Here is a 20549-nt window from a genome sequence, read left to right as displayed (position 1 = left end):
AGAGTAGTGATATTCGGATTAAATGAAAGATTATCAGGAGACGAAATTTTAGAAGCAGTTTCTATCTCTTTCAGAGAGTAGTGATATTCGGATAAATCCTGATGTGTTTATTTTTGATAGCGATTATAAGATTAGTTTCTATCTCTTTCAGAGAGTAGTGATATTCGGATTTTTTGAACATATCTTACAAGATAGCAAATAACTATCAACTGTTTCTATCTCTTTCAGAGAGTAGTGATATTCGGATAAGAGTTTCGAGAAGGAAAACAACGAAATTGTGAGTTTAAAAGTTTCTATCTCTTTCAGAGAGTAGTGATATTCGGATTAGAGTGGAGGAAAACAGAGCCTCAATTAAAAGTCGATAATGTTTCTATCTCTTTCAGAGAGTAGTGATATTCGGATACTCCAACATATACATTTACAAATAACAGTAGTGATGAATTGTTTCTATCTCTTTCAGAGAGTAGTGATATTCGGATATTAAATTCAGTAAAGAATTTGAAAAACATTTATTAGAAGAGTTTCTATCTCTTTCAGAGAGTAGTGATATTCGGATATGTTATTAATAGATTTAAATGATAATATAGAATTAAAAGAGTTTCTATCTCTTTCAGAGAGTAGTGATATTCGGATAAAAGAGAATCAATGTATATAGAGTTAAGTCAAGGTTAGTTTCTATCTCTTTCAGAGAGTAGTGATATTCGGATTATGATGGGAGTTTTGACGAAAAATTTGAAATTCGTGAGGTGTTTCTATCTCTTTCAGAGAGTAGTGATATTCGGATAGCTGGTTTCTAGAATGGTTATTATTAGCGTTTTTTAGAAGGTGATTTTTCGAACCTGTTTTTTAATTTTGAAATTTTCGGCATTTTTTCGAATAAAATCTCTGTAATCCACTTTTCATCTATATTCGTACCTGTTTTTCAGTTTTCTTTTGTTTAAGCTGCTTTCAGAGATTTTGTGTTTTTGGATTTAGGTCCGTATACGAACTATTTTTATTATAACATTCTAAAATCCTTTTGTCAAGTGGTTTTTGAAAAGTGTTACAAAATCATAAACCTCTGCGAACCTCGTAGATATGTTTTGGTTTATTTATGCGTATTTTATAATTTTGACTATTTTGCGAATATCTTTCTTTTGTTTTTCTTTTATATTTAGTTTTTTTATAAATCTTTTATTAAATGTAATTGCAACTTATATCAAAAAATCAGTTATTTTATATATAAAAAACCAGCCATCGTAAAGAGTAGATGGCTGGAATTTTTAGTTTATATGTATATTTTTATATCTTTCAGAGTTTATTACATTTTCCATTATTTCGAATGGATTTATGTCTTTTCCAGTCAATATGTATTTTAATATTACTGGATTATATCCTGATATTAATGCAGTTCCATTTTCGTCGAATTTAACAGGAACATCATTTCCATAACTACTTACATTCCAGAATATTAGTTGTGGCATTGGGTATCCTGCTTTTTCGTACATTTCTTTTATTGCTTCAAAGTTTGTTTTGCTATTGTCTGATACAGCCATATCAAACTGCATATCAGATATTATGTATATTTTTTCAGGTATATCTTCTATAGTATATCCGCCTTTTTTGGCAGTTTCTAATATTAATTCAAATACTTTTATTATATTTGTATTCGCATCCCAATATGCCTGAGATAATGTCTGGACTTTTTCGTATAATGTTTCTCCTTTTATTTCCTGTAATTCAGGTTTTTCGGAGAAGGTTATAAAGTAATTTTTAAATTTCCCTTTATTTCTTTCAGCAAAGTATATTCCCAATGAAACTGCTACTGTTATTGGGATCAAACTTTCGCCACATCCGTACATTGATCCCGATGTATCCACTACTGCTATGGCATCTTCTTCAATTCCATAGTCAGGTAGATTTTTCCATAGCATTTCTGCAGTTTCATTTTCTTCCTTTAATACCATTTTTACTATATCATGGGGATATAATGTCCCTGCGTTTATTTTCTTTTTGTTATTTTTTACTTCTTCAAGATATTTTTCATATCTTTCAGCATCATGTTTATAAAATGCTCTGTGATATTTTTTCATTGCTCGGGATGGGACTATTTCATATTCAATGTTATCCCATTTGTTTTCGCTCATATCTCTTTCTACTATTTTTATATATTTTCTTAATTCAGACAACATTTTTCTATATGTTTTTGAGTCCATTTTAAAATATTTTCTGGTTATTTTGGCAAGTTTTACAGAGTGTTTAGAACTTGTGTTTTCGGACTTTAACCATTTTGCCAATAGACTTATTGGCTTGTTATCCTTATAGTTTTTTACATCTTCTATTATTTGTTTATACATAAATTCAAATGCTTCTGTTTCTACCTTTGTTCCAACAAAGGCATATAAATCGTCCCATCTGCCATATTCTGGTACATATTTTATTATCTGCACTGCTATTTCAGGGTATAGATTTCCTAATTTTTTTAATATATGTCTGAATGTTCTTCTTACTCCCTGACCGCCTCTTACATCCCTTGAGTAAAATAATATTTTTATAGCTTTTTCTTTATCTTCTGCAAATGCATTAAGGAATAATTCTTCAAATCTTTTTGGCTGGTTCATTAAAATCCCACATCTGTAAAAGAAATCAACTAAACTATTTCCGCTATTTTTTAAACTCAATGCTCCATTTCCTGTGTAATATACGTTTCCTTCTTCTTTTAATGCTTCCATGAAATTTTTATTCATACTATTCCCTCCTCCACAATTTTTAGTATTAAGCTAATTTTCCGGATTTAAAAATACATTGTAGTTTTATTTGCTGTTGAAAGTCTCTTCTCAACGCTCGAGACTTGAAAATATTTGAGTTTTTTTGAAAACAAGACTTTTTTAAAATTCATTTGAAATGTTGAAAAAAATAAGCTCAAGAATATTTTGTTGCAGTATAAGTCTTTGGATTTTAATGATTTTTCTCTTTGAATTCCATTCCCTTTGTGGAGGAGGGAATATAACAAGGCTCGTTCATAAAATTGTAGATGAAAAAATAAAAAGCTATCTTTTGCTGTTAGAGCCTTTAAAATCCGGATTTAAATTTTTTATTTAATAATATTTTCTAAAATATCATCTCCTTTCGGTTTTGTTGTATATAATAAAAAAAAGAGTCTTGTCGCAACATAATACACTTATGCTACAACAAGACTCTCCTTTCTTCAGGATTTTGAGCCTTCCAAATTACATTGATATTATAATCAATGATTATTGCGTTTATATTATCAATACTTTTCTGTTTTGTAAAAATATATTTATTATAATAAATTGTCAGAAAAATTGTGACTATTTATGTAGAATGTTAGTTATAAATAAATATTTTATAGCAATCTCAAAATCCTATTTATAGCTTTTAAAATAAAAAATTAAAAATAGCCACCTATATACTTAAATAACAACTCTCCCGGAACATAATAAAATGTCCGGGAGAGTCTTTGTTATGGTTTAAATCAAAATAGATGATATATTTTGAATACTGAAACTGTAATTAAGGAAGTTACAGCCATGATTTTTATTAATATATCCAATGAAGGACCAACAGTGTCTTTCAATGGGTCACCTACTGTATCTCCAACAACTGAGGCTTTATGAGCTTCTGTTCCTTTTCCTTCACCTTCAAGATTATTGTTTTCAATGTATTTTTTTGCATTATCCCATGCACCACCTGCATTTGCTGTATAAATTGCAAGCATTACACCACTAAAGGTAGTTCCTGCAAGGAGTCCTCCTACAAATTCAGTACCAAAAATGAATCCTGAAATTATAGGAGTTAATACAGCAATTAAAGCAGGTGTTTTCATTTCTTTTAAAGCTCCTTCACTACTTATTTTTATACATTTATTATAATCAGGCTTGTTTTTTCCTTCCATTAGTCCAGGGATTTCTCTAAATTGTCTCCTTATTTCTTCCACCATTTTTTCGGCTGCATTTACAACAGCATCAATTAAATATGCACTAAAATAAAAAGGTAATGCTGCTCCAAATAATGCCCCTGCAATTGTTCTTGGACTTATTAAATTGATATTTAAAAGTGTTTTTAAATCAACTGCCATATCCGGATTAATTTGTGAATAGACATATGATGCAAATAAGGATAAGGCAGCAAATGCAGCAGAACCAATTGCAAATCCTTTTCCTATAGCTGCAGTTGTATTTCCAACGGAATCAAGCATATCAGTGATTTTTCTTACTTCTGGGTCCAGTTCTGCCATTTCACTAATACCTCCGGCATTGTCAGCAATTGGGCCATATGAATCAACGGAGACAGTTGCGGCTACAAATGAAAGCATTCCCATTGCAGCCATTGCAACACCGTATAATCCTGAAAAATAATTTGCAAGAAGAATTCCAAACATTAGCATAAAGACGGGATATAATACACTTTTCATTCCTAAAGCCATACCTTTTGAAATGATTATTGCAGGACCGCCTTTTGCAAATGTGGCTAATTCTTGTGTAGGTTTGTATTTGTCGCTTGTGTAATATTCAGCTAATAATCCTATTATAATACCAGAAATAATTCCTAACATAGCTGATAGCCATGGTGAAAATATGCCATATTTAAATCCAAGTAGCTTTAATTCATTTTGAGGAAGGTCTTTGAGGTAATAATATCCAGCTATTAAAGTAAATATTCCTGTAAAGGTTGCAGAGAATAGAAGTGAAGTGTTTAGTTCTTTGTGAGGGTTGTCTGTGCTTTTCTTTTTTATTACATAGAATATTCCCAACATTGCGCCTATTAATCCCATGATTGCAAAGATAACAGGATAAACTATTAATTTATATGTGGTTTCATAAGATATGATGGAATTGTTTTTTGATAGAATAAAGCTGGCATATAGTATTAATATTACTGAAGAGATAATTGCACCTATATAACTTTCAAGCAAATCTGCTCCTAATCCGGCAACGTCACCAACATTATCTCCGACATTGTCTGCTATTGTTGCAGGATTTCTTGGATCATCTTCTGGTAAGGCCAATTCTGTTTTTCCAACAAGATCAGCTCCCATATCAGCGGCTTTTGTATATATTCCACCACCGACTCTATCAAACATTGCAATTACAGAACAACCTAAAGCATAACCAGAGATGACCATTGCAAATGGAATATAGCTTATCCCCAGCCAATTTCTTATTACTTTTATATTTTCGATGTTGAGTAATCCCTGCCATTTTCCAAATATTATATATATTATAATTAGTCCCAATAATGCAAATCCTGCTACTGATAATCCCATTACGCTTCCGCCTTGAAAAGCAACTTTTAGTGTTTTTCCAATATTTTTGGTTGTTCTTGCGCTGTTGGATACACGAACATTTGCATATGTGGCCATTTTCATTCCGACATAACCAGCACTACCACTCATTATAGCTCCTATAACAAATGCAATGCCGGTATTTATATCTGTTACTATAGCCAGGATAATAGAAATAAATACAATGTATATTCCAACTGTTGTGTACTCGTGATTAATAAATGTTCTGGTGCCTTCTCGTATTGCTAAGGCTATTTCACTCATTCTTTCTGTACCTTCATCCAATTTTAATACAGAACGATAATTATACATTGCGAATAATAAGGCTAAAAGAGGTACTGTTATTAATAAATACAGCAACATTGTCCCACCCCACTTTATAGAATTTGTGATTACTTAATGAAATTTTGCACTAATTCTATTTAAATAAAATTTCTCTATTTTAATTATACCACTTTTTGATAGATAAAAGTAATATGTTATTTAGATTTTTCATCTTAACATTTCTTAATATAAGCAAAAAAATGCTAAAAAGATTTAATCTATACTACAGATGTAAAAATAAAAAATAGGAGGGAATGAAGATGAAAAAAAGTATAGGGTTATTTCTTGTTTTAGTATTAGCTATATTAGGTAAAGGTTTTGCTGAAAGATTGATTATTAAAGGATCAAATACGGTGTTTCCAATTGCTCAATTATGGATTGAGGAATTAAAAAAGAATAACCCGGAAATTGAAATTACACTTGAAGGTGCAGGATCATCAACAGGAATAGCAGCTTTGTTTAATGGGACTACGGATATTGCAAATGCAAGTAGATTTTTAAAGAAGAAAGAGATAGATAAGATGAATAGAGAAGGATTATATTTTGCGCCAATAGTTGTGGGATATGACGGAATTGCAATAATTGTAAATCCAAGATTGAAGATTAATAATATCACTTTAAAAACTTTAAAGGGGATTTATACTGGAAAACTTAGAACGTGGAATCAGGTTGATCCAAATTTACCTAAAAAAAGGATTGTTATTTATTCGAGAAATACTGCATCTGGAACATTTGAGACGTTTGAAAAGAAGGTTTTAGATGGAGAAAAGATGTTTCCTACTGTGAAGATGGTTGAATCAACTCAGTTTGAAATTGATCAGGTTGCGAGAAATCCATATGCAATTGCATATGTTGGAGTTGGATATGTTTCTGAAAAGGTTAAAGTGTTAACTGTTGAAGGCGTAAAACCAACAAAATTAAATATTTTAACTGCTAAATATCCGATTTCAAGACCTTTATATATGTTTATAGATGTAACCAATGGATGGCCTGAATCTGGACCTGTTAAGGAATATATCACGTTTGGATTGTCGAAAAAAGGACAGGAACTTGTTGAAAAGGCAGGATATGTAGCGGCATATGGTTTTTAATGAGGTGATTTTTTTGAGGGAGTTAAAAGATAAGTTGAATTTTATGCTTATTAATATAACTGCATTTCTGGGGATAGGGGCTTTGATATTGATATTTGTTTTTATTATTCATGAGTCTATACCGGCATTGAAAAGTGCCGGTATAGAAATATTCACGAGTTTTAACTGGTATCCAACTTATGATGAGCCTGAATACGGTATTTTAACTATGTTAATTAATTCTATTTTATTGACGATTTTTACATCTCTTATAGTTATCCCTTTAGGATATATTGTAGCTTTTTTTATGTATGAATATGCAAAGCCACTTGAAAAAAGATTAATAAAGTCTGCAATAGATCTTCTTTCTGGAGTTCCATCTGTGATTATTGGTATGTTTCTTGTAATTTATCTTTCTCCGTTGATGTTAGAAATAGGAGCATGGTCTCCGGAAAATATGTTGTTAGCTGTGTCAGGACTTGTTTTATTGTCTTTTCCATATACAGCATCATTAATGGAGGAAGCTTTGAGTTCTGTTGATAAGAGTTTGAAGGAAGGAGCGCTGGCATTGGGAAGTACACGATTTACAGCGGTATTTAAGATTGTTACTCTTGCAGCATTGCCTGGAATAGTTAATTCCATTATTTTAACAATCAATAGGGTAATTGGGGAGACAATGGTTGTATTAATGGCTGCGGGAGGAGCGAATATGCTTCCACAATCTATTTTTGATCCTGTGAGACCATTAACTGCTGCAATAGCAAGTGAGATGGGAGAGGTGGAAATTGGAAGTATTCATTATTCTGCTCTATTTGTTTCAGGGCTTGTGTTATTGGTAATTTCTGTTATTCTTACTATATCTTCAAAAAATTTTGTGAGGAGTTATGAAAATGGCAAGAGATAAGGTTGTATCTGTTGTGTTTAGAAGTATTAGTTATTTGCTTTTTGTTATAGTATTTATAATATTTGCGTTTGTTATTTTTGATGGTATAAGGTTTTTTTCTTTTGGATTTTTTATACAATTTCCAAAAGATATGATGACAGAAGGAGGTATTTTTCCTGCAATATTGGGAAGTTTTTATTTGTTATTTTTAACTCTTGCAATATCGATACCTGTTGGAGTTTTAACGGGAATATTTCTTTCAGAGTATGGCGATAATAGAATTGGAAGATTACTTGATATAGCTATAACATCGTTGTCTGGAGTTCCTTCTATTGTTTTCGGACTTTTTGGACTCGCGTTGTTTTCTATTACAATGGGATTAAAAACATCTTTAATTTCAGGAGCTTTAACGCTTTCTGTTATGGCATTGCCAATAATTTCATCTGCAACTAAAGAAGCTTTAAAGGCTATTCCAGATGTATTAAGAGAATCGGCTTATGCACTTGGTGCAAAGAAAACGGAGATGATATTTAAGGTAATATTGCCTGCAGCTAAATCGAGAATTTTAACAGCTGTGTTAATTGGATCTGGAAGGGTTATGGGAGAAACTGCCCCGGTTTTGCTTACAGCTGCTGTTTTTTATTCAACGCAATTGCCAGGAAGTATAAAAGATCCTGTAATGACTTTGCCTACACATATATATAATATTGTTATGGCATATGGAGCTGATGCACAATGGATGGCAAAGGGAACAGCTTCTGTATTGATGATAGTAGTATTAATAATATATTCTTTTGCGTTTAGATTGAGGAGGAAGATAAATGGCAACTGAAACAATAATTAAAAGTTGTAATGATATAATTACTGTAAGAAATTTTAATGCATGGTATGGTGTTAAACAGGCTCTTAAAGATGTTAATATAACTATTAAGGAGAATAAGATAAGTGCTATTATAGGGCCATCTGGATGCGGAAAGTCTACGTTATTAAGAAGCATTAATAGAATGAATGATACTATACCGGAATATAGAATTAGTGGGGAGATTTGTTTTGAAGGAAAGAATATATATGATAGTAAAATTGATCTTACAATATATAGGAAAAAGGTTGGTATGGTATTCCAGAAACCTGTGCCATTTCCCATGTCTATATATGAGAATGTGGCTTTTGGTTTGAAGATTCATGGAGTGAAAGATAAGCAAAAGATTGATGAGATAGTTGAAATTTCATTAAGGAAAGCAGCATTATGGAAAGAGGTAAAGGATGAATTACATAAGTCTGCTCTTGCACTTTCTGGCGGGCAACAACAAAGGCTTGTTATTGCAAGAGCGCTTGCTGTCGATCCAGAGGTTATATTGCTTGATGAACCTACTTCTGCTTTAGATCCAATTGCGACTCAGAGAATAGAGTTGCTTTTAGAGGAACTTTCAGAAAAATATACTATTGTTATTGTAACGCATAATCTTTCTCAGGCTATTAGAATTTCAGATTATCTTTATTTTATGTATCAGGGTGAATTAATAGAAAGCGGAAAAACTTCTGAGATAATAGAAAATCCACAAAATCAACTTACTGAAGATTATTTAAATGGAAGAATAGGATAATGGGGGTTATATAATGAAAAATATACATCATTTTGAGAATGAAATTTTGATTTTAAAGGCTGATATATCAAAGATGTTATCGTTGATTCTTGAGTCTTTTAATATGTCAATTAAAGCACTTGAAGGAAATGATAAAATGCTGGCTAAAAGAGTATTAGATCTTGATGATAAAATTGATAATTTAAATAGAAAGATAGAAGAAGAGGTTTATCAATTAATTGCAAGGTATAATCCCCTTGCAAAAGAGTTAAGATATATAATTACAATGATAAAGTTTTCCAATAATCTCGAAAGAATAGGAGATTTATCCTGTAATATAGCGCAAAAAACATTTGAATTTGAAGAGTTAAACGAGCATGCAAAATTAAATGAAAATATGTTGAAAATGATAGGTTTATCTTTAGAGATGCTTAAGGAGGTATTCAGAGCTTTTAATGAAAGGAATATAGAACTTGCAATAGAAATATGGAAAAAGGATAACATTATAGACGAACTTGAAATAGAAAATAGAAAAAATATATTAGAAGATTTTAAAAATGGGAAATACGATGAACGTTCTATTATTCCATATGTTTTAATAGCAAGAGATATTGAAAGAATTTCTGATCAGGTTACTAATCTTTGTGAGGAGATTGTGTATATTGAAAAAGGAGAGGAAATATTGAAATATATTTAGGAGGGGAATAATGGCATCTATTTTAATTGTTGAGGATGATAGTGATATTCGCGAAATTTTGAGGACATATCTGGAAATTGAAAAATATGATGTTTTTGAGGTTGAAGATATTCAGGAAATGAAAGCATTTCTTTCTAAAAATCGTGTGGATATTATTCTTCTTGATATTATGCTTCCTGATGGAGATTCTGTGGAAATTCTCCCTTATATTCGTTCAGCAAATAGAAATACCGGGATTATAATTGTTTCTGCAAAGAATACAGATAGGGATAAGATATATGGAATAGAAAGTGGAGCTGATGATTATGTAACAAAGCCGTTTAATCCGCGAGAGGTTGTTGCAAGAGTGCGTGCTCTTCTAAAAAGACTTAAAAACGAAGATGAGAAATTGGAATTTGGACCACTTGAAATTTTTTCTGGAAATTATGTGGTTAAACATAAAAATAATGTAATAGATTTAACTGCAAAAGAATTTGAAATTTTGCTGTTATTAGCTAAAAATAATAAGAAGATTTTTTCAAGAGAAGAAATTATTGATAGAATCTGGTTTGACAGTGATTATATAACAGATAGAGTTGTAGATGTTCATATTAGTATGATTAGATCTAAAATAGGAAAAGGATGGATTAAAACTGTAAGGAATTTTGGATATAAGTTTAATCCTCAGGCATGGGAAGTGGAGGAATAATATGGATACGAAAATCCTGGATTTTATAGAAGAAGCGTATATTGAACTCGATAAGATAAAAGTGAAGGAAATTAATAAATCGGCAATGGATTTTGGATTTAAGAAAGGAATTGAGTTAATAAACATAATTACGTTTAATGAAATAGATGAGTTTATTAAAGCTATTATTAATAATGAAGATTTTGAAATAGAAACCACTGTCTATTTTTTTCAGGGAGAAAGTAAATATTGTTTTTTAAAATATCTATCAAATTATAATGTGTTGATTATAAAGGATCAAACAGAAAAGGAATTGGTAAAAAAGGTGAAATCTGATTTTATAACTTCATTATCCCATGAAATAAGAACACCATTGTCTGTTGCAAAAGGTAATATATATCTTGCTATGGATATTTTAAACGATAATGAAGCGATTAAACCATTAAAGAAGGTTAGAGATTCTATTAATAAAATAGAGAGGATTCTTGATCAATTGACTTTGTTATCGTTGGCTGAATTTGAGAATTATGTTTTAAAATTCGAAATTTTTGATCCTCAAAAGATTTTTGAAGATGTAAAAAATGATCTCGAGGAAAAAATTAAAAGAAAGAATGTTAGTATTGATCTGGATTTAAATGTAGAAATGCTTAAAGGAGATCCTTTTGTAATTTATACAATATTGAGAAATCTTATTTCAAATGCAGTAAAATATTCATATGAAAACTCCAGGGTATATGTATCTATTTTTGAAGATAAAATAATAGTAAAAGATGAAGGAATAGGAATACGTGATGAAGAAAAGGAAAGAGTGTTTGAGAGATTTTATCGTGGAGTTGATGCGAAAAAATATGCTCGTGGTTCCGGTCTTGGGCTTGCTATAGTAAAATATCTGTGTAATCTTGCAGGTTATAAAATAGAATATAATTCTCAATGGATGGTTGGTTCTACGTTTATTATCCATTTGAATACAGATATGTAAAAAAGTATATGATATAATATATATGCAAATTACATAGTGGATGGTGATTGCAATAGATAGAGTAAAAAAGTATATAATGGAAGAAAAACTGATAGTATTTTTATTTGTTTTTTTAATAATAATTTCATTTATGTATAAAATTTCACCAGTTCAATATCCAGAATTAATAAACTGGAAAACAATATTTTTTCTTTCGGGATTATTATTAATTACTAAATCAATTGAACTATCAAATTATTTTCACCATATAGCGATATTTATGGTTAAAAAGGCGCATTATGAAAGGAATCTTGTATATTTTTTAATAATAATTTCAACTTTTCTGGCGATGATTTTGACCAATGATATAACGCTTTTTATTGTAATTCCTTTAACAATAAAACTAAAAAAACTGGTAAATTTTGATTTTTCTCGAATAATAATTCTTGAAATAATAGCTGTAAATATTGGTTCTTCATTAACTCCTATTGGAAATCCTCAAAATATATTTATATGGCATAATTATGGCACAGGTGTGTTTAATTTTATTTTAAAAATGATGCCTTTTTTTCTTTTGGAATTTTTCCTTTTGATTGTATATGCAACATTTCTTGTGAAAAATAAGAAAATGGAAATAGTTATTAGTGATGAAAAATACGATAATAACGCTTTTTTTAATTCGTTAATAATCCTTTTAATGTACATAATTTCTTCGAATTACGAAGATTTTTTTTATTTGTTTTTAGGAGTAATTTTTGTTTATTATTTAATTACTAAAAAATCAGTAATATCTAAATGTGATTGGAATATAATTCTTCTTTTTATTCTGTTTTTTATTAATTTTAATATATTATCCATGATACCTGAAATAAAATATTTTATTGAACATTTTGGTTTGAATAATGGAAAAAATTTGTTTTTGTTTAGTACAGGATTGTCGCAGATAATAAGTAATGTTCCTGCAACTATATTTTTATCTAACTACACAGATAACTGGTATTATTTAAGTTATGGAGTTAATTTGGCTGGAACAGGATTTATAATAGGTTCTCTTGCAAATATTATAGGATTGAGAATTTCTAAGATTGAAAATGGAATGAAAACATATCATAAATATGCAATACCATATTTTTTAATTTCATTGTTATTAATATCATTAATAATAAAATAAACAGGCGCGAATTTACGCGCCTGTTTATTTTATATAATTATTTATTGTGTTTTGCTGCTATATTTAATGACCAGGCTAATCCTCCAAATAATACAACACCTGCAAAAATCATGAATGCTATTGCGCTTCCTGACATATTTTCGCCCCCTTAATCCTCTACTGTAATTTCAGTAACCTTTTCATTATACTTTTCGTCTTTTGAAGGCATTTTAGCAAGTATATATCCAATTACTGGAACAGCTAAGAAAATAACAAAACCAACTGTTAATGCCCATGCTGGATATCCGCCGTATGGATTTTTCATTTCATCATAGATATTTAATCCTAAAATGGAGATTAAAACAATAGGAATAATGTATTTTAAGGAAATGTCAAACCAAGCACCGATTTTTACTTCAGAAACTGAATTGATGTATTCTCTTAATTTTTCTGCACCAAAAACCCAGCCAATAACAATTGATTCTAATATACCAACAACCAATAATGCATATGTACCCATGTAGTGATCAATGATGTCTAACCAGTATAATCCTCCCTGTGTTGCAAATAAAAGTCCAAAGATAAATCCTAATACTGAGAAACCAACTAAGAATGTTTTCTTATTTACTTTAAATTTATCTCCAGCTGCAGCTTCTGTTGCTTCAACAAGTGAGAATGCTGAGTCAATACCAAGTGTTAATAACATAATAAAGAATGCTAAACCAATTATTGATTGAACTACAGCACCACCAGGGATTAAAGAAATAGCCTGTGGATAAACAACGAATGCTAATCCAATTCCACCGCTAACTACTTCATCAACTGGGACCTGCATTTGTGTAGCCATATATCCTAAAACGGAAAATACAGCGATACCAGCAAGGAATGAAGTTGCTGAGTTACCAAGAGCAGTAATAATAGCATTATTAGCAACATCATTTTTCTTATCATTATAACTACCATATGCAATCATAATACCAAATGCAACACTTAATGAGAAGAATATCTGTCCAAATGCATTAGCCCATACTCTTGGTTCAGCTAATTTTGCAAAGTTTGGTTCAAATAAGAAATTTAAACCTGTGGCTGCACCTTCAAGTGTTACACCTCTGATTCCTAATAATACTAATAAAATAATTGGTAATGGAACAGTCCACATAACAGTTTTTCCAACTGATTCTGTACCTTTTCTTAATATTAAATATACCCATAACCGTGCAATTAATAATCCAATAACTATAGGCCATCTTAATCCGCCTAATTGTCCAGGGCCATCTGTTAATTTTAAGAAGTCACCAAAGAAGAAACCTTTTGGATCACCTTTCCATGCAGGACCAAATGAGAAGTATAAATAGTTAAAAATCCAGGCCATAATAACGTTATAGTAGAATACGATTATAGAACCAGTTAATACAGCCCACCAACCGATAAATTCAGCACCTTTCGAAATTTTTCCCAGAGCTTTTGGAGCACTACTTTGTAAACCCTGACCTATTCCAAATTCTGCCATTAAAATTGGTATACCAGCAAGAAATAGAGCAATGAAATATGGAATATAAAATGCTCCACCTCCATTGGAATATGCCATATATGGGAATCTCCAGGCATTCCCAAGACCTGCGGCAGAACCTACGGCTGCTAAAACAAACGCCCATCTTGAACCCCACTTTTGTCTAGCCAAAGTTAACACCCCTTTCTATGTAAAGATAATATATGTTAATATTTACATCTTAAGTTTTCGATTTTAATTACTTTATTAAAATTAGTACAAAAATATAACAAATTTCCATGAAAAATATTTCATACATGTAAATCATATCCTATAATACCATAAAAATTTTTTGTTGTCAATACCCTGTAATATAAGTGACAATAATAACAAACAAAACATTAAAGTCTTTTAATAAACCATCTGCTTGACAAAAAGTGATTTTTGTGATATAATATATATGGCAACTGAAATTCCAGTTGCCAATTTTTTTATATATAGGGGTGATAGGATGTTGTATTTAATCCTGGCAGCATTTATTTTAGGGTTTGTTCTTGGTATTAAGAATAAATTTCAATTTTTGAGAAAATGGAATGTTGTTACTATTGTCACTGTATTATTGCTTTTTTTTATGGGGTTTGAACTTGGTTCTGATAAGGATTTAATACAACAACTTTCTGAAATAGGATATCTTTCATTTATAATTGCTGTTTTTGCAATTTTAGGAAGTGCGTTACTGGCCACAATATATGAAAAGTTCTTTTTTAAAAGGAATGATGTGAAATGATATTATTGCTTTCTGCTGTTGTATTAGGAATAATAAGTGGATTTTTTATAGATATTAATCTTCCATCGAATTTAATTACTGTTTTGCTTATGCTATTGGTTTTTTCAGTTGGAGTTGATATTGGATCTGAAGAACGTATATTATCAAAGTTAAAGAGTAGTTTAAAGGTAATATTAATCCAGACATCTTTAACAATTTTTGGAAGTCTTGTTTTTGGTGGTTTTGTTTCGTTTTTTACACAGTTAACCTTTAAAGAAGCAATGGGTGCTGCTGCTGGAATGGGATGGTATTCTTTATCTGGAGTTATGATTAGCTCATTATATTCGCCGTTTTTAGGTGCTGTGGCATTTTTGTCCAATGTATTTAGAGAAGTTCTTGGAATTTTATTAATACCATTATATGCAAGAGTTTCTCAATTAGGAGCTATTGGTATAGCAGGTGCTCCGTCTATGGATACGCTTCTGGGAGTTGTTTCAAAAAGTGTTGATAAGGATAAGATTTTAATAAGTTTTGGTCATGGAGTTTTGCTTTCAATATCAATTCCTATAATAATCACTTTGATTTTTTAAAAAATAACCCCGAGAACCCGAATTTAAGAGGTAGTATAATAAAAAGTGTGTAAATAAAAAAATAGAAAAATAAAAAGAATGAATATGTGAAAAAAGGAAGCCTAGGAGTGTGGTGAAAGAGAAAGGGGATTTTGAAAAAAAGGTTACATGGGGGGATAGTAATGCCGAGAAAAAGAAAAGAGGAAAATGAACAGATTCTTGGCAATGTGGATAGGAATTTCATAAAACAATATATAAAAGAAAATGGAATTAAGGATTGGAATGATGTTGAGGATATAAGCAAAAAGCTTGTAAAAATAATGCTTGAAGAAATGTTGAAAGCAGAAATGGATTATGAACTTGGATATGAAAAGTATTCCAGAAAACCTGAGGATAACGATAATTATCGAAATGGTTATTCTAAAAAAACTGTAATAACTAAAAATGGTGAGATGGAATTAACAGTTCCAAGGGATAGGAATGGAGAATTTGAACCACAAATTGTTAAAAAGAGACAAAGACATATTTCTGTTATTGAGGATTTGGTATTATCGCTATATTCAAAAGGATTAAGTGTCAGGGATATTAGAGACCATATTAAAGAAATATATGATGTGGAAGTTTCTCCAGAGAAAATCAGTATGATTACTAATTCTGTAATGCCTTTAATAAATGATTGGAGAAATAGACCTTTGGAAGAGATATATGCTATTGTATATCTGGACGCTTCATTTTATTCAGTAAAAGAAGATGGTGTTGTTAAAAGAAAGGCTATATATAACGTCATAGGTATTAATCTTGATGGATATAAGGATATCCTTGGTATATACATAGAAAAAACTGAATCCTCAAGATTCTGGATGAATGTCTTGAATGATTTAAAAGCCAGAGGTGTTAAAGATATTTTAATCGCTTCTGTTGATGGGTTAAATGGTTTTGTTGATGCAATCCATACCGCTTTCCCTAATACTGAAGTTCAAATGTGTATTGTCCATCAATTGAGAAATACATTTAAATATGTCCCTCATAAGCATAGAAAAGCTGTTGTTAAGGATTTAAAACCTATATATCAAGCTCCAAGTCTTGAAGCTGCTGAAGCTGCACTTGAAGATTTCGAAAAAAAATGGGGCGAAACTCACCCCTTGGCAGTACAAATATGGAAAAATAATTGGGATAAATTATCAGCCTATTTTAAATATTCAGAACCAATAAGAAGGCTGATATACACAACCAATCCAATAGAAAATGTTCATAGACAATTTAGAAAAATAACCAAAAACAAAAGCGTATTTCCAACAGATGACTCATTGATAAAAGCAATATATTTTGCAGCAATGAGAATAACGGAAAAATGGACTACAAGAATTAGGGATTGGGGACAAATATTAAATGAGTTAAGAATATATTTTGGAGATGATAGAGTGCCTATTTACAGAACAAACGATTAAAAAGAAAATTCAAAATTCTGTATATATTAAACTTTGAAAAGTGAATATTTCTTAAAAGATTGCACTAAATTGTGCAAAAGGAGTGAAAACTCAAAAATTAGCTTCTTAAAAAACAAAAAGATTATTAAAAAAATTATTCAAACAATTTTTAATATCTCATTAAAAATTATAACTCTAATATTTTGATTTCACAAAGTATTGAATTTTCTTGAATTATTAAGAATAAACATCATATTTATTCCTAAACACAAATAATCTCTTATAACCAACTATAATTAATTTACACAGTATTTTGGATAGTCCCATTTAAGAGTTCCCGGGGTTTTAGTTATATTGTAGCTATAACTTTCCTATATCTTTTCTATAATATATTCCTTTAAAAGAAATCTTTGAGATTTCCTCATACGCTTTTTCTTGTGCTTTTTCAAGTGTATCTTCCATAGTTACTAATGATAAAACTCTTCCACCGTTTGTAATAAGTTTATTGTTCTTTATTGTAGTTCCTGCATGAAAAACAATTTCTTCTGTATTGATATTTATTTCATAGCCTTTTTCATATTTTCCCGGATATCCATTTGAGGCTGCGACAACACAGCATGAAACTTTGTTTTTCCATTTTAATTCTACTTCATTTAATTTTCCTTCTACTGTTTTTAAAAAGATTTCTGCAATATCATTTTCCAATAATGGGAGCATAGCTTGTGTTTCTGGATCGCCAAATCTTACATTATATTCAAGGAGATATGGCTCATTATTTTTTATCATTAATCCAATAAATAAAATACCTTTGTAATTTAATTTTTCTTCTTTTATACCTTTTATTGTTGGTTTTATTATTTTTTGTTTAATGTTTTCAAATAATGTTTCGTTTAATAAGGGATGTGGAGAAATTGCTCCCATACCACCTGTATTAGGTCCTTTTTCACCTTCAAATATTTTTTTATGGTCTTTTGCTGTCTGGAATATCTTATAATTTTCTCCATCAACAAGCACAAACACAGACATTTCATAACCTTCAATATATTCTTCTATAACAACTGTTTTTCCAGCCTCTTCAAATATTTTGTTTTCCATAAAATCATAAAGAGTTTTTTCTGCTTCTTCGTAATTTTTGGCGATTATTACCCCTTTTCCAGCAGCTAAGCCATCGGCTTTTATTACCACTGGATATTTTACTTCCTTTATCTTTTCTATTGCATCGCCTAATTTATTAAATACTGAATATTCTGGAGTTTGAACGTTATATTTTTTAGCGAAGTTTTTTGCATATGATTTACTTCCTTCAAGCATTGAAGCGCGTTTGTCTGGACCAAAAATTTTTAAGCTGTCTTTTTCAAATTCATTGACTATTCCTTCAACAAGATATTTTTCCGGTCCAACTATTGTAAAGGCTATATTATTATTTTTAGCGAATTCTTTTATGTCATGAATATTGTCTATATAGACATTTTCGCATTTGTTTTCATTAAATGTGCCACCATTTCCGGGGATACAGTATATTTTTTCGACTAATGGACTTTGAGATATTTTCCAGGCTAATGCATGTTCTCTCCCGCCGTTGCCAATAATCATTACTTTCATCTTATCACCTCAATGCTTAAAGTGTCTCATTTTTGTAAATATCATGGCTATTCCCAGTTCATTTGCAGCTTTTATTGAATCTTCATCGCGTATTGAACCGCCTGGCTGTATAATAGCTTTTATATTGTATTTTCCAGCCTCTCTAACAACATCATCAAATGGGAAGAATGCATCAGAAGCTAATACTATTGGGTGTTTTGCCCTTTTTAATGCATCTATTGCTGCCCATATTCTATTTGGTTGCCCTGAACCTATTGTTGCCATTTGATTACCTGCAACGACAATTGCATTTGATTTAGCATGTTTTACTACTTTAAAGGCAAAAATTAATTCTTTTTTTAGCTCTTCATCTATATCTTTTTCAGTTACCACTTCAAATTTATTAAATAGTTCTGTATCTCTATCCTGAACAAGAACTCCACCATCAATTGTAGAAAATTCCCTTTTTTCTGATGGTTTTTTATGAGCTTTTATAATTCTTAGATTTTTTTTCTTTTTTAAGGTTTCTAATGCTTCTTCTTCAAATTCTGGTGCAATTATTACTTCTAAGAAGAGTTTTTTCATTTCAAGTGCCGTTTCTTTAGTTACTGTATGATTAAAGGCAACAATTCCACCGAATATGGAGATTGGATCACATTCATACGCTTTTTTATATGCTTCTAAATTATCTTTTCCTATTGCAACACCACATGGGGTTTGATGTTTTACAGCGCAACATGCATTTTCATTATCAAATTCATTAACCACTTTCCAGGCAACGTCTATATCTTTTAAATTATTGTAGGATAATTCTTTACCATTTAATTGTTCGAAGGTGTTGAAAAATCCTTCTTCAAATGTGTTTTCATAGAATACTGCATCCTGATGAGGGTTTTCTCCGTATCTTAATTTGTTTTTTAGTTTTAATGAAGGGGTATAATATTTTGGGAATTTTTTATTGATTAATTTGTTGAAATAATTTGATATTAATGAATCATAATATGCTGTAAGATTAAAAGCTTTTGAGGCAAGGTATAATCTTGTTTCAAAGTCAATATTATTTTCTTTGATTTTTTCTATAACCATTGGAATATCCTCAGGATCAACTATAACTATTGTGTGTTCGAAGTTTTTAGCTGCAGCCCTTATTAATGTTGGACCACCTATGTCGATAAATTCTATCCTTTCCTGTATTGTAAGTTCTTCTTTCAATTTTTCTTCAAATGGATAGAGGTTTACATATACGAGATCTATTTTTTCTATGTTATGTTTTTTTAAAACTTCTAAATCTTCTTCAATATTTCTTGCAAGAACGCCTCCATGAATTTTGGGATGTAATGTTTTTACTCTTCCATTAAGTATTTCCGGGAATTCTGTAATGTTTTCTACGGGAATTACATTTATTCCATTTTTTTCAAGATATTTTGCAGTATTTCCTGTTGATATTATTTCATAGCCATTTTCAACAAGGTTCTTTGCCAATATTTCTATATCTTTTTTATCATAAGCACTAATTAAGGCTCTTTTCATATGCAACCTCCTGAAGTCTTAATATTTTATCTATTACCTTTGGATATAATTTATGTTCGAGTTTATGTATTTTCTCTTCAAGTGTTTCCAATGTATCTTCTCTTTCTATTTTGACAACTTCCTGTGTTATTATTTTTCCTCCGTCGAGTTCATTATTAACATAATGTATGGTTATACCGGTGTATTTTACGCCATATTCAAAGGCCTGTTTTATAGCATTCAGGCCTTTGAATGCAGGCAATAACGAGGGGTGAATATTGATAATTTGATTTTCAAAATGTTCAACTATATATTCAGGGAGTATTTTCATATATCCGGCAAGAACTATTAAATCAGGTTCTTCGCGTTTTAGATATTCGAATAATTTTTGATTGTATTCTTCTCTTGATTTATATAGTTTGTAGTTTATTAATTCATAATCAATATCAAGTTTTATGGCTCTTTGTAAAACATAAGCGTTTTTATTTTCGCTTATTAGTTTGATTTTATATTTGTTTCTTAGCTTTTTTACTATAGCTTCAAAATTGGAACCATTTCCTGATGCAAGTACAATTATTCTTTTTTTCATTGA

18 protein-coding genes and 1 CRISPR repeat array (1 of these 19 only partly in view) are annotated in these 20549 nt (G+C 30.3%); of the genes, 11 read left to right on the top strand and 7 right to left on the bottom strand.

All coding sequences use genetic code 11. From position 1 onward, the window contains the following. A CRISPR array of direct repeats spans window positions 1–784; the repeat unit is 35 nt; unit sequence TTTCTATCTCTTTCAGAGAGTAGTGATATTCGGAT; it reaches 1772 nt to the left of the window's first position. Between the two features lie 478 nt (window positions 785–1262). Together LN42_RS02270 and LN42_RS02265 are read right to left on the bottom strand one after the other, a co-directional pair. Then, window positions 1263–2726 (bottom strand): DUF2828 family protein, encoded by a 1464-nt coding sequence (locus tag LN42_RS02270; protein ID WP_075780262.1) that lies wholly within the window; start codon window positions 2724–2726, stop codon window positions 1263–1265. Window positions 2727–3475: 749 nt separating this feature from the next. Beyond that, on the bottom strand, window positions 3476–5647 hold the full coding sequence (locus tag LN42_RS02265; protein ID WP_014295916.1) for a sodium-translocating pyrophosphatase: 2172 nt from the start codon (window positions 5645–5647) through the stop codon (window positions 3476–3478). Window positions 5648–5868: 221 nt separating this feature from the next. Between LN42_RS02265 and LN42_RS02260 the strand changes: the two genes are divergently transcribed. From LN42_RS02260 to LN42_RS02225, 8 genes are all read left to right on the top strand, one after another. Beyond that, entirely contained in the window at window positions 5869–6699 is an 831-nt protein-coding gene (locus LN42_RS02260) for a phosphate ABC transporter substrate-binding protein PstS family protein (protein WP_075780261.1), read from the top strand. Window positions 6700–6712: 13 nt separating this feature from the next. Beyond that, window positions 6713–7582: a phosphate ABC transporter permease subunit PstC gene (gene pstC, locus LN42_RS02255; RefSeq protein ID WP_156865379.1), complete on the top strand. Its 870-nt coding sequence runs from the start codon at window positions 6713–6715 to the stop codon at window positions 7580–7582. Continuing rightward, window positions 7569–8393 carry a phosphate ABC transporter permease PstA gene (gene pstA / locus LN42_RS02250; RefSeq protein WP_014295913.1) on the top strand — a complete coding sequence of 275 codons (825 nt, stop codon included), beginning with the start codon at window positions 7569–7571 and terminating at the stop codon, window positions 8391–8393. Before pstC ends, pstA begins: the two co-directional genes overlap by 14 nt. Further along, the gene (pstB, locus tag LN42_RS02245; RefSeq protein ID WP_075780260.1) at window positions 8383–9165 is read left to right on the top strand and encodes a phosphate ABC transporter ATP-binding protein PstB; all 783 of its coding nucleotides are present in this window, start codon (window positions 8383–8385) and stop codon (window positions 9163–9165) included. The genes pstA and pstB overlap by 11 nt, the downstream gene beginning before the upstream one ends. A gap of 13 nt (window positions 9166–9178) precedes the next feature. Continuing rightward, the gene (gene phoU / locus LN42_RS02240; RefSeq protein WP_075780259.1) at window positions 9179–9841 is read left to right on the top strand and encodes a phosphate signaling complex protein PhoU; all 663 of its coding nucleotides are present in this window, start codon (window positions 9179–9181) and stop codon (window positions 9839–9841) included. A gap of 10 nt (window positions 9842–9851) precedes the next feature. Then, window positions 9852–10529, top strand: coding sequence for a response regulator transcription factor (locus tag LN42_RS02235; RefSeq protein WP_075780258.1), 678 nt, complete (start codon window positions 9852–9854; stop codon window positions 10527–10529). Between the two features lies 1 nt (window position 10530). Next, the gene (locus tag LN42_RS02230; protein WP_014295909.1) at window positions 10531–11487 is read left to right on the top strand and encodes a HAMP domain-containing sensor histidine kinase; all 957 of its coding nucleotides are present in this window, start codon (window positions 10531–10533) and stop codon (window positions 11485–11487) included. A gap of 76 nt (window positions 11488–11563) precedes the next feature. Next, window positions 11564–12637, top strand: a complete 1074-nt coding sequence (locus tag LN42_RS02225; RefSeq protein ID WP_198029625.1) for an SLC13 family permease — start codon at window positions 11564–11566, stop codon at window positions 12635–12637. 37 nt (window positions 12638–12674) lie between these two features. On the opposite strand, the gene LN42_RS10915 is transcribed toward LN42_RS02225, so the two are convergent. Both LN42_RS10915 and LN42_RS02220 read right to left on the bottom strand, forming a co-directional pair. Further along, window positions 12675–12773, bottom strand: coding sequence for a MetS family NSS transporter small subunit (locus tag LN42_RS10915; RefSeq protein ID WP_014295907.1), 99 nt, complete (start codon window positions 12771–12773; stop codon window positions 12675–12677). Between the two features lie 12 nt (window positions 12774–12785). Beyond that, window positions 12786–14306, bottom strand: coding sequence for a sodium-dependent transporter (locus LN42_RS02220; RefSeq protein ID WP_075780257.1), 1521 nt, complete (start codon window positions 14304–14306; stop codon window positions 12786–12788). A 310-nt stretch (window positions 14307–14616) separates the two neighbouring features. On the opposite strand from LN42_RS02220, the gene LN42_RS02215 reads away from it, so the two are divergent. From LN42_RS02215 to LN42_RS02205, 3 genes are all read left to right on the top strand, one after another. Further along, window positions 14617–14892 (top strand): LysO family transporter, encoded by a 276-nt coding sequence (locus tag LN42_RS02215; protein WP_041638440.1) that lies wholly within the window; start codon window positions 14617–14619, stop codon window positions 14890–14892. Next, window positions 14889–15461 carry a lysine exporter LysO family protein gene (locus LN42_RS02210; protein WP_014295904.1) on the top strand — a complete coding sequence of 191 codons (573 nt, stop codon included), beginning with the start codon at window positions 14889–14891 and terminating at the stop codon, window positions 15459–15461. Before LN42_RS02215 ends, LN42_RS02210 begins: the two co-directional genes overlap by 4 nt. 161 nt (window positions 15462–15622) lie before the next feature. After that, window positions 15623–16888: an IS256 family transposase gene (locus LN42_RS02205; protein ID WP_075780256.1), complete on the top strand. Its 1266-nt coding sequence runs from the start codon at window positions 15623–15625 to the stop codon at window positions 16886–16888. 339 nt (window positions 16889–17227) lie between these two features. Here the strand turns inward: LN42_RS02205 and purD are convergent, their stop codons facing one another. The 3 genes from purD to purN are packed head-to-tail and all read right to left on the bottom strand — an operon-like array spanning window position 17228 to window position 20546. Continuing rightward, window positions 17228–18469 carry a phosphoribosylamine--glycine ligase gene (purD, locus tag LN42_RS02200; protein ID WP_075780255.1) on the bottom strand — a complete coding sequence of 414 codons (1242 nt, stop codon included), beginning with the start codon at window positions 18467–18469 and terminating at the stop codon, window positions 17228–17230. 9 nt (window positions 18470–18478) lie between these two features. Next, the gene (purH, locus tag LN42_RS02195) at window positions 18479–19978 is read right to left on the bottom strand and encodes a bifunctional phosphoribosylaminoimidazolecarboxamide formyltransferase/IMP cyclohydrolase (protein WP_075780254.1); all 1500 of its coding nucleotides are present in this window, start codon (window positions 19976–19978) and stop codon (window positions 18479–18481) included. Then, window positions 19959–20546: a phosphoribosylglycinamide formyltransferase gene (gene purN / locus LN42_RS02190; protein WP_014295901.1), complete on the bottom strand. Its 588-nt coding sequence runs from the start codon at window positions 20544–20546 to the stop codon at window positions 19959–19961. Before purN ends, purH begins: the two co-directional genes overlap by 20 nt. Window positions 20547–20549: the final 3 nt, after the last annotated feature.

This window comes from Marinitoga sp. 1137, from assembly GCF_001941525.1.
GTDB lineage: Bacteria > Thermotogota > Thermotogae > Petrotogales > Petrotogaceae > Marinitoga > Marinitoga piezophila.
This window is presented reverse-complemented; position numbering and strand designations above follow the sequence as displayed.

Bases quoted from the DNA above. Each gene is read 5' to 3' on its own strand.
- purH (WP_075780254.1), bottom strand. From the start codon at position 19,978: ATGAAAAGAGCCTTAATTAGTGCTTATGATAAAAAAGATATAGAAATA.
- LN42_RS02260 (WP_075780261.1), top strand. From the start codon at position 5,869: ATGAAAAAAAGTATAGGGTTATTTCTTGTTTTAGTATTAGCTATATTA.
- LN42_RS02265 (WP_014295916.1), bottom strand. From the start codon at position 5,647: ATGTTGCTGTATTTATTAATAACAGTACCTCTTTTAGCCTTATTATTC.
- LN42_RS10915 (WP_014295907.1), bottom strand. From the start codon at position 12,773: ATGTCAGGAAGCGCAATAGCATTCATGATTTTTGCAGGTGTTGTATTA.
- purN (WP_014295901.1), bottom strand. From the start codon at position 20,546: ATGAAAAAAAGAATAATTGTACTTGCATCAGGAAATGGTTCCAATTTT.
- LN42_RS02215 (WP_041638440.1), top strand. From the start codon at position 14,617: ATGTTGTATTTAATCCTGGCAGCATTTATTTTAGGGTTTGTTCTTGGT.
- pstB (WP_075780260.1), top strand. From the start codon at position 8,383: ATGGCAACTGAAACAATAATTAAAAGTTGTAATGATATAATTACTGTA.
- LN42_RS02225 (WP_198029625.1), top strand. From the start codon at position 11,564: ATGGAAGAAAAACTGATAGTATTTTTATTTGTTTTTTTAATAATAATT.
- LN42_RS02230 (WP_014295909.1), top strand. From the start codon at position 10,531: ATGGATACGAAAATCCTGGATTTTATAGAAGAAGCGTATATTGAACTC.
- LN42_RS02270 (WP_075780262.1), bottom strand. From the start codon at position 2,726: ATGAATAAAAATTTCATGGAAGCATTAAAAGAAGAAGGAAACGTATAT.
- LN42_RS02205 (WP_075780256.1), top strand. From the start codon at position 15,623: ATGCCGAGAAAAAGAAAAGAGGAAAATGAACAGATTCTTGGCAATGTG.
- LN42_RS02235 (WP_075780258.1), top strand. From the start codon at position 9,852: ATGGCATCTATTTTAATTGTTGAGGATGATAGTGATATTCGCGAAATT.
- phoU (WP_075780259.1), top strand. From the start codon at position 9,179: ATGAAAAATATACATCATTTTGAGAATGAAATTTTGATTTTAAAGGCT.
- purD (WP_075780255.1), bottom strand. From the start codon at position 18,469: ATGAAAGTAATGATTATTGGCAACGGCGGGAGAGAACATGCATTAGCC.
- LN42_RS02210 (WP_014295904.1), top strand. From the start codon at position 14,889: ATGATATTATTGCTTTCTGCTGTTGTATTAGGAATAATAAGTGGATTT.
- pstA (WP_014295913.1), top strand. From the start codon at position 7,569: ATGGCAAGAGATAAGGTTGTATCTGTTGTGTTTAGAAGTATTAGTTAT.